This is a genomic window from Methanobrevibacter sp. (genome assembly GCF_045112895.1).
Taxonomy (GTDB): domain Archaea; phylum Methanobacteriota; class Methanobacteria; order Methanobacteriales; family Methanobacteriaceae; genus Methanocatella.
In genome coordinates, this window is the sequence record NZ_JBGUIH010000024.1 from 1 (window position 1) to 7,772 (window position 7,772).

Consider the following 7,772-nt stretch of genomic DNA (forward strand, 5'->3'; position numbering starts at 1 on the left):
CGGTATCCCAGGAATAAGTCAGAGCACTGCTTTATTACCCTATGAGCCGTGCGCTCTAACCAGCTGAGCCACCCCGGCATCTAACAATTATATATTATTTTATCATTACATTTAAAGGTTTTGATTTTTTAGGTTTTTTTGCAAAATTATTCAAAAAAGGATAATTTAAAATACTCATGAAAAATATACTATTAATATTCATTCCTATTAAGGAGAAATTATCATGAGTAAAGTAAAAGACATGTCTTTGGCACCTGAAGGTGTCAGGAAAATCGAATGGGTTCAAAAACACATGCCTGTTTTAGAACACATCAAAGCAGAATATGAAGAAACTCAACCTTTCAAAGGAATCACAATCGGTTCATGTTTACACTTGGAACCTAAAACAATCAATTTAGGTTTAACATTAATGGCCGGTGGAGCGGAAGTCGCAATGACCGGATGCAATCCTTTATCCACTCACGACGATGCAGTTGCAGGAGCAGCCGATTTGGGTTTAAACGTATACGGTTGGAGAGAACAGGATGATGAAGAATATTATCAAACCATCAATATGGTACTCGACCACAAGCCGGACATAATCATCGACGACGGAGCAGACATGATTATGGTGCTTCACAACGAAAGAAAAGAATTGCTAAGCCACATCAAAGGTGCTTGTGAAGAGACCACAACTGGGGTACACAGACTTCAGGCAATGCATGCCGACGGTGCGTTAAAATTCCCAGTAATCGCCGTCAATGATGCATACACCAAATATCTCTTCGACAACCGTTATGGAACCGGACAGTCAAGTTTTGATGCAATCATGGGAACAACCAACATGGTGATTGCAGGAAAAACCGTAACAGTATGCGGATACGGCTGGTGCGGCCGTGGATTAGCACTCAGGGCAGACGGTTTAGGTGCTGACGTAATTGTAACTGAAGTTGATCCAATCCGTGCACTTGAAGCCCGTATGGACGGATACAGGGTAATGCCAATCCGTGAAGCGGTAAAGGTATCCGATTTGATTATTACAGTAACAGGTAACGCTGATATCATCGCAGGCGACGACTTCAAATACATGAAGGACGGATGCATGCTTGCAAACTCAGGACACTTCAATGTTGAAATCAATCGTCCGGACCTTGAAGCCATTTCAACCGACGTTAAGGAAGTGCGCGAAAGCATTGAAGAGTTCACTACAAAAGACGGACGCAAGATTTACCTTTTGGCTGACGGCCGTTTAGTAAACTTGTCAGCGGCACGCGGACAGGGACACCCTGCTGAAATCATGGACATGAGTTTTGCAGTACAGGCATTGTCTGCAAAGCACATCCTAGAAAACGATTTGCCGGTAGGCGTTACAAAAGCGCCTGATGAAATCGACTACAACGTAGCTACAATGAAATTGAAGGCTATGGGAATAGAAATCGATTCATTGACAGACAAGCAAAAAGCATACATGTCAAACTGGCAGGAAGGAACATAGATTTCCTTCAATTTTTATTTTTTTTATGTCTTATTTCAGATACATTGACAATGGTGAAGGACCAACCAAATTGTTCATTGGTGGAGTTCATGGAAATGAGGGCCTGACTTCATTAAGGTTCATTAAAAGAATCAGCGAAGAGGACTTATCTCCGGGACAATTCTATTTTTATAATTTTGACAGAACCGAGTATATCTCCACAATCAAAAAGGAATATTACGATTCCGAGATTGGCCAAAAGATTCTGGATTTGATTGAATATTTCCAGCCTGATTTCTACACGGAGCTTCACTGCTACAATCTTGAAAATTATGAGAAGCTAACTTCCATGGAGAGATACAGGAAAACAGGCATTCCGCCGCTTATCAAATTGGGGAATCATGTTTTGGTCTCTTCAGTATCTCCTCTAATCAGAATGACCTATTTTTCTACTGAAACAGTATGCAAAACATTGGAATTTCCCTGTTTTGAAAAATTAACTCCAGGCATAATTGAAAAATATGGTTTTGATAAGCAACTGGCCATAGAAACTTATGAAAAGCTTCTTAAGCTAATTTTGAAATCCCCTTCTAGAAACTATTTCGAAATTGAAATGATGAAAAGCTATTCCGAGCAGGTTGAATTGGCTATGAGATATGCAAAAAAAGTATTCGGAGAGGATTTCCCTCCGTATTAAAACCATGCATCAAGGCTGCCTTGGCTGGAACTTAAGTTCTTAAGCTTGTCTGATGCTTTTATTACGCGGTCTTCTGAAAAGCCGTGTTCATAGCATAAGAATTCAATGATTTTGTCTTGCTTAGGCTTTTCCCATTTAATCTTATAATCAGTATTAACATTATGGTTTAGGAATATTTCGCGGACTTCATCAAGGTCATGTGTCGATTCCTTTTGAAGCTCGGCTATCTTTTCTTTCAGCTGTCCTTTGTGAGCTAGCTTGAGTGCAGTTTTAGCGCCCACTCCCTTCATGCCTTCGCAAAAGTCGGTTCCAATTAAGATTCCCATGTCAATCAATTCTTCTCTTGTGATGTCCAGTTCTCTTAGGACCCTGTCCAATTCATAGTATTCCAGGTTTCCAAGATTTGAACTGACTGCAAGGTTTCGCACGACTCTTTTTGCTCCGAACAAAAGGCAATCATAATCCTGTGATGCCACTGCATATGCATCTCCTTTCTGGACAAGATAAGCCGCCTGCGCTTCACCTTCGCCCTTCGCTTCAATATAGGGAATTCCCATTAATGTGAGCAACTTTTTGGAGGATTCAATTATTTCCGGAGATAGTTTGGATGACCTCATTGCAAATTTACGTGCCTTTTCTGTATCTCCCTCTTTAAGGGCTTCCTTATAAATCTTTTCAGCTTCGTTTCTGACTTCCCTTCTTTTTGCTTGGGTTTCGCTTTTGAGTTCCGGAGCCTGCCCGTCAAAGATGTAGATGGGCTTGATGTCCTTTTCAATCATTGAGGAGTTTCTGTATAATATGCCGCTTAAATGGGATGTGACATTTCCATTTTCATCGGTCAATGGCCTTCCATCCCTTTGCCTTATTGTTGATAGGAACTGATAGAGCGTATTGAAAGCGTCAATTGACACGCTTCTTCCTTCCAAATCCTTAAAGTCAATCTGTTTCGGTTCAATTATATCCTTTAGCTTAACTCCCATTTCACACACCTATATTTCAGAAAAATAGCTTACAGGAAACATTTCCTTAATCCACATCAGTATTTCATCATTGTTGATGATCACATAATCACGAGCCAGGAAGTCCTCATCGGTTTTGAACAGTTCCTTTAATGTGTCGTTCGGCTTTTCAATAAAGATGTTCCCGACTTCCCTTCTGGATTCGATTTTGTAGTTCTTCAAGATTCTGCCGATTGGAATGTCCGCTCTAAGCAGGTCTGCACAAACCTCTTTGGAGCATCTTCCCAACGGAACATGTGATATTGCATAAATCAGCGGCTGTTCGTCCTTATGCATAATGACTTCTCTGAAGTTGATTTCTTCTCCCGCTTCAACATTCACCAGTTTTGCATGCTCTTCATCGGCATTTTCAAGGTGCTGGTCTAGTGTGTCCAGGGTAATCTTGCCGTAAAGGACATCTAAAATTGCAGTGATTGATCCGTCGGTTGTTAATAGAATTTTCTGCGTATTTGAAAAGGTTTGACCATAGTCTTTTTCAAGGTCATTTATTTTTTCAATAAGTCTTTTGTTTGCTTCGTTTTTGTCATTTGCCATTTGAATCACTTATAGATCTTTAGGATTTGTAATAACTCCTGTAATTGCTGAGGCTGCAACCACTTTTGAGTTTGATAAGTATACTGATGAGGCCGGATCCCCCATTCTGCCCTTGAAATTCCTGTTTGTAGTTGAAATGCAGGATTCCCCTTCAGAGAGAACTCCCATATGCCCTCCTAGACATGGGCCGCATCCAGGATTGCAGATGATTGCTCCAGCATCGATGAATGTATCGATATAGCCCAAATGCATAGCCTGCTTGTAGATTTCTCTTGAAGCCGGAAGTATTATAAGTCTGATGTCATCGCTGATTGTCTTGCCTTCCAGGATTTCAGCTGCATCTTTCAAATCGGAAAGCCTTCCGTTGGTACAGGAACCAATCAGGCATTGTTCAATTGATGTTCCTTCAATTTCAGATATGTTGCACACGTTGTCCACATCATTCGGGCAAGCGATTTGAGGCTCCATATCTGCAATGTCAAAGTGCATTTCCTTTGTGTAGACTGCGTCAGGGTCTGATTTTACAATGTTCAACTCGGATTCCCTTTTGCCGGTCCTTTGACAGATATATTCAATGACTTCTCTGTTGGGTTCCATGATTCCGTTTTTTGCACCCATTTCGATTGCCATATTGCACATGGTTGCCCTTCCTTCCACGCCCATGCCCTCTATGGTTTCGCCGCAGAATTCGGCAGTCTTATAGGTTGCACCTGCAATCCCCACTTCGCCGATAATGTTTAGGATAATGTCTTTAGGTGCAATATATGGATTCAATTCACCTGTAACTTCCATTCTAATTGCTTCAGGAACCATGAACCAGGTTTTCCCTGTTGCCCAAACCATTGCAAGGTCTGTTGCACCCATTCCTGTTGAAAATGCTCCAAAAGCACCATAGGTACATGTGTGTGAGTCGGCTCCGACAATTACTTTTCCAGGTTCGACCAATCCCATTTCAGGAACGACCTGATGGCAGATTCCTTCGCCATGAATGAAGTTTTTGGTAATGTTTTGGGTTTTGATGAAATCTCTGCAGACTTTTTGAAACTCGGCAGAGCCGATTGTATTTGCAGGGATGTTGTGATCAAAAATAATAGCTATTTTTTCCGGGTCCCACACCTTTTCAGCCACCTTTTCGAATGTTTTGATGGCCGGCGGTGAGGTTCCGTCGTGTGACATTGCAAGGTCAACGGGAATTTCTATGATTTCTCCGGGAGTTACTTCATGACCCGCCTTTGCAGATAAGATCTTTTCGGTAATGTTCATTTTAACCTATTCCTTTTTGCTGATTTTTTTGACGATGTCCTTGAATACTTGATCGTTGATGTATTTTCCTTCTTCTCTTGACTTTTTGACTTGCTTTACAATTTCAATAAGTTCTTCATCGCTCACGTCAAGTTCACATTCGTTCAATTTTGCCCTTACGGCTCTGCATCCTGAATGCTTACCTAAAACAAGCTGCCTTTTTTGACCGACCAATTCCGGAAGATACGGTTCGTAGCATAAAGGCTCTTCAATGACGGCATCAACGTGGATTCCGGACTCGTGTCTGAATACATTGTTTCCAACAATCGGTTTGTTGTAGGGAATCGGAAGTCCGCTTGCTTTTGATACCAAATCGGACAATTCCTTGATGTATTTTGTTTTGAAGCCGTAATCCTTGCCGTATAATATTTTCATTGCCATTATAAGTTCTTCAAGTGATGCGTTACCTGCCCTCTCACCGATACCGTTCACGGTTGTTGAAACGGCTTTAGCGCCTGCCAAAACACCTGTGATTGAGTTGATTACTGCCAGACCGAAATCATTGTGCAGATGTACGGCAAGGTCGATGTCGATGTCCTTTACAAGCTCCTTTACAAGATAGTCTATGCCTTGAGGTGTAATTGCACCGGTTGTGTCGGCAATATGAACCCTGTCGGCACCGCATTCCTGAGCTTTAGAGTAGATTCTTTTCAGAAACTCGATATCGGTTCTTGTAGCGTCTTCCGCTGAAAATGCAACGAATAATCCGTGGTCTTTTGCATAGTCCACAGCGGTTTCACATAGGTTGATTGCGTCCTGCCTTGTAATGTGCATCTTATGGTCCAGGTGGATGTCGGATGTTCCCACAAAGGTAATGATACCGTCCACGTCACAGTCAAGCGCCGCATCAATATCTCCTGGCTTTGTTCTGGTCAAACCGAGAATTGTAGCGTCAAGGCCTTCATTGGCAATTGCCTTTACGGTTTCCTTTTCTTTTTCGGAAACGATTGGAAAACCTGCTTCGATTTGATGAATCTTGAACTGGTCAAGCTTGCGGGCAATTTCTAGTTTCTCATCATAACTGAAACAGACGCCGGGGGTTTGTTCCCCATCCCTTAAAGTGGTGTCGTAAATTGTAATGTCCTCTGGAAATGTCAATTCGGATTCCTTATTATAATGGCTTATAAAATACTGCAATATAATCACTTCTTTATAAATTATATTTTAATTGATAATAATAATTATTAGTTAGTTATATATAAGCTTTCTAATAACTCCAGATATGAAGTTCTCTCAAAGCCGTCAGTGACGCCCAATTTTTCAAATAATTCAAAAATAGAGTTTTGGGCTTCGCTATAGTCTTCACCATCGCCCAAAGCGATTTCGATTTCCATATATGGGTCCAATCCTTCGACGTCATCCAGGGATATTTCGAAGTTTTCATAGGTGTAGTACTGCCTGTTCTTTCTTACGGCCCTTACCTTCTTGAATCCGATCGCTTCAAATATGCCGGAGCATTTCTGGGAGTTTTCTATTCCCATCTCAATTTCATGTCTTGTTTTTGACTTTTCATCAATTTTAGGGCCTTTATATGTTATGAAAATATTTGTGTCATCATCTTCTTTGGTTGTTCTGATTCTCAGTGCCTCATCTGTCTTTGCAAAGTCCACTATCGGGCTGTTGAAATATATGTCTTCCTGAAATTCTTTTTTTGTTTTTCTCGCACCTATTTTAGCTAGTTTCTCTTCCATTTCTTTAAAGCTATTAATTCTTGCTTTTACTTCAACTTCAATCATGACAATCAACCAATTAAAAATTTGTATTACTTGGTTAAAAAAATTAATTATTCTTAATTGAATTTTGACTAATCCATATGCTTTCTGAGTGCAGTTTCATTTATAAATGATTCTAACAAAATTTCTTATAAAATTTTTTTCTTAAAATTAATGTCAATTACTATTTTTTTTAAAAAAATACTTAAAATCCGTAACATTTATAAATAAGTAATCTCTAATAAGGATTTGCAATTTGTTTATAAATACTTTGTTTTTATCAAAATTTAAAAAATTTGATTTTTTTATAAATTTTATTTATATACTTTAAATAAACATACCTTTATATACTATTTAAATTAAATATTTTAATAGTAAAAATTTAACGCATTTTTTTGTTTTTTTTAAATTTTACTATTCTACTTTTAATAAAAATTGGAGGTTTTAAATTGACCGATGTTGATATAAAAATTGAAAACATTGTTGCTTCTGCAAGCATTGGTAAAGACATTGTTCTTACTGAAGTGTCTCAAGCTTTGGAAGGGGTTAATTTTAATCGTGAACAGTTTCCGGGATTAGTTTTTAAACTGAAAGATCCTAAAACAGCAGCATTAATCTTTAGCTCTGGTAAGCTTGTTTGTACTGGAGCAAAATCTATAGATGATTCCAAATTGGCAATCAAAAAGACAGTCGATTTGATGAGGACAATCGACACTGAAATTCCTCATGAATTCGAGATTAAAATTCAAAACATCGTGGCTTCTGCAAATTTAGAATCCACATTAAATTTAGAAGCTGTAGCTTTAGAACTTGAAGATACAGAATACGAACCTGAACAATTCCCAGGTTTGGTATACAGATTATCAGACCCTAAAGTGGTCTTGTTATTATTTGGTTCCGGTAAAGTTGTATGTACTGGAGCTAAAACCAAAAGCGACGCTAAATTAGGTGTCGAAAGAGCTTACGATAGATTAAGTGAGCTAGATTTAATATAATTGGTGGTATTATTGATTAAACTTGTAGTATTTGACTTAGATAACGTTATTATTGATGGT

General features: G+C 39.2%; 8 protein-coding genes. 3 read left to right on the forward strand and 5 right to left on the reverse strand.

Features of this window, described 5'->3' with window-relative positions; all coding sequences use genetic code 11:
* Positions 1–223 precede the first annotated feature (223 nt).
* Positions 224–1,474, forward strand: a complete 1,251-nt coding sequence (locus tag ACJMLD_RS05450; protein WP_405268900.1) for an adenosylhomocysteinase — start codon at positions 224–226, stop codon at positions 1,472–1,474.
* A 25-nt stretch (positions 1,475–1,499) separates the two neighbouring features.
* Positions 1,500–2,150 (forward strand): DUF2119 domain-containing protein, encoded by a 651-nt coding sequence (locus ACJMLD_RS05455; RefSeq protein WP_405268903.1) that lies wholly within the window; start codon positions 1,500–1,502, stop codon positions 2,148–2,150.
* Here ACJMLD_RS05455 and fen read toward each other — a convergent pair.
* Genes fen through cyaB form a run of 5 tightly spaced genes read right to left on the reverse strand, consistent with a single transcriptional unit; the run spans position 2,147 to position 6,741 of the window.
* A complete protein-coding gene (fen, locus tag ACJMLD_RS05460) occupies positions 2,147–3,130 on the reverse strand; it encodes a flap endonuclease-1 (protein WP_405268906.1) in 984 nt (327 codons plus the stop codon). The genes ACJMLD_RS05455 and fen overlap by 4 nt on opposite strands.
* Before the next feature lie 9 nt (positions 3,131–3,139).
* Positions 3,140–3,703, reverse strand: coding sequence for a chorismate--pyruvate lyase family protein (locus ACJMLD_RS05465; protein ID WP_405268909.1), 564 nt, complete (start codon positions 3,701–3,703; stop codon positions 3,140–3,142).
* A 9-nt stretch (positions 3,704–3,712) separates the two neighbouring features.
* Positions 3,713–4,966 carry a homoaconitase large subunit gene (gene hacA / locus ACJMLD_RS05470; RefSeq protein WP_405268912.1) on the reverse strand — a complete coding sequence of 418 codons (1,254 nt, stop codon included), beginning with the start codon at positions 4,964–4,966 and terminating at the stop codon, positions 3,713–3,715.
* A gap of 6 nt (positions 4,967–4,972) precedes the next feature.
* On the reverse strand, positions 4,973–6,142 hold the full coding sequence (locus ACJMLD_RS05475; protein WP_405268915.1) for a homocitrate synthase family protein: 1,170 nt from the start codon (positions 6,140–6,142) through the stop codon (positions 4,973–4,975).
* Positions 6,143–6,189: 47 nt separating this feature from the next.
* The gene (gene cyaB / locus ACJMLD_RS05480; protein ID WP_405268918.1) at positions 6,190–6,741 is read right to left on the reverse strand and encodes a class IV adenylate cyclase; all 552 of its coding nucleotides are present in this window, start codon (positions 6,739–6,741) and stop codon (positions 6,190–6,192) included.
* 425 nt (positions 6,742–7,166) lie between these two features.
* Here cyaB and ACJMLD_RS05485 point away from each other — a divergent pair, with 425 nt between their 5' ends.
* Positions 7,167–7,712, forward strand: a complete 546-nt coding sequence (locus ACJMLD_RS05485) for a TATA-box-binding protein (protein WP_405268921.1) — start codon at positions 7,167–7,169, stop codon at positions 7,710–7,712.
* Positions 7,713–7,772 lie beyond the last annotated feature (60 nt).

Bases quoted from the DNA above. Each gene is read 5' to 3' on its own strand.
- ACJMLD_RS05450 (WP_405268900.1), top strand. From the start codon at position 224: ATGAGTAAAGTAAAAGACATGTCTTTGGCACCTGAAGGTGTCAGGAAA.
- ACJMLD_RS05455 (WP_405268903.1), top strand. From the start codon at position 1,500: ATGTCTTATTTCAGATACATTGACAATGGTGAAGGACCAACCAAATTG.
- fen (WP_405268906.1), bottom strand. From the start codon at position 3,130: ATGGGAGTTAAGCTAAAGGATATAATTGAACCGAAACAGATTGACTTT.
- ACJMLD_RS05465 (WP_405268909.1), bottom strand. From the start codon at position 3,703: ATGGCAAATGACAAAAACGAAGCAAACAAAAGACTTATTGAAAAAATA.
- hacA (WP_405268912.1), bottom strand. From the start codon at position 4,966: ATGAACATTACCGAAAAGATCTTATCTGCAAAGGCGGGTCATGAAGTA.
- cyaB (WP_405268918.1), bottom strand. From the start codon at position 6,741: ATGATTGAAGTTGAAGTAAAAGCAAGAATTAATAGCTTTAAAGAAATG.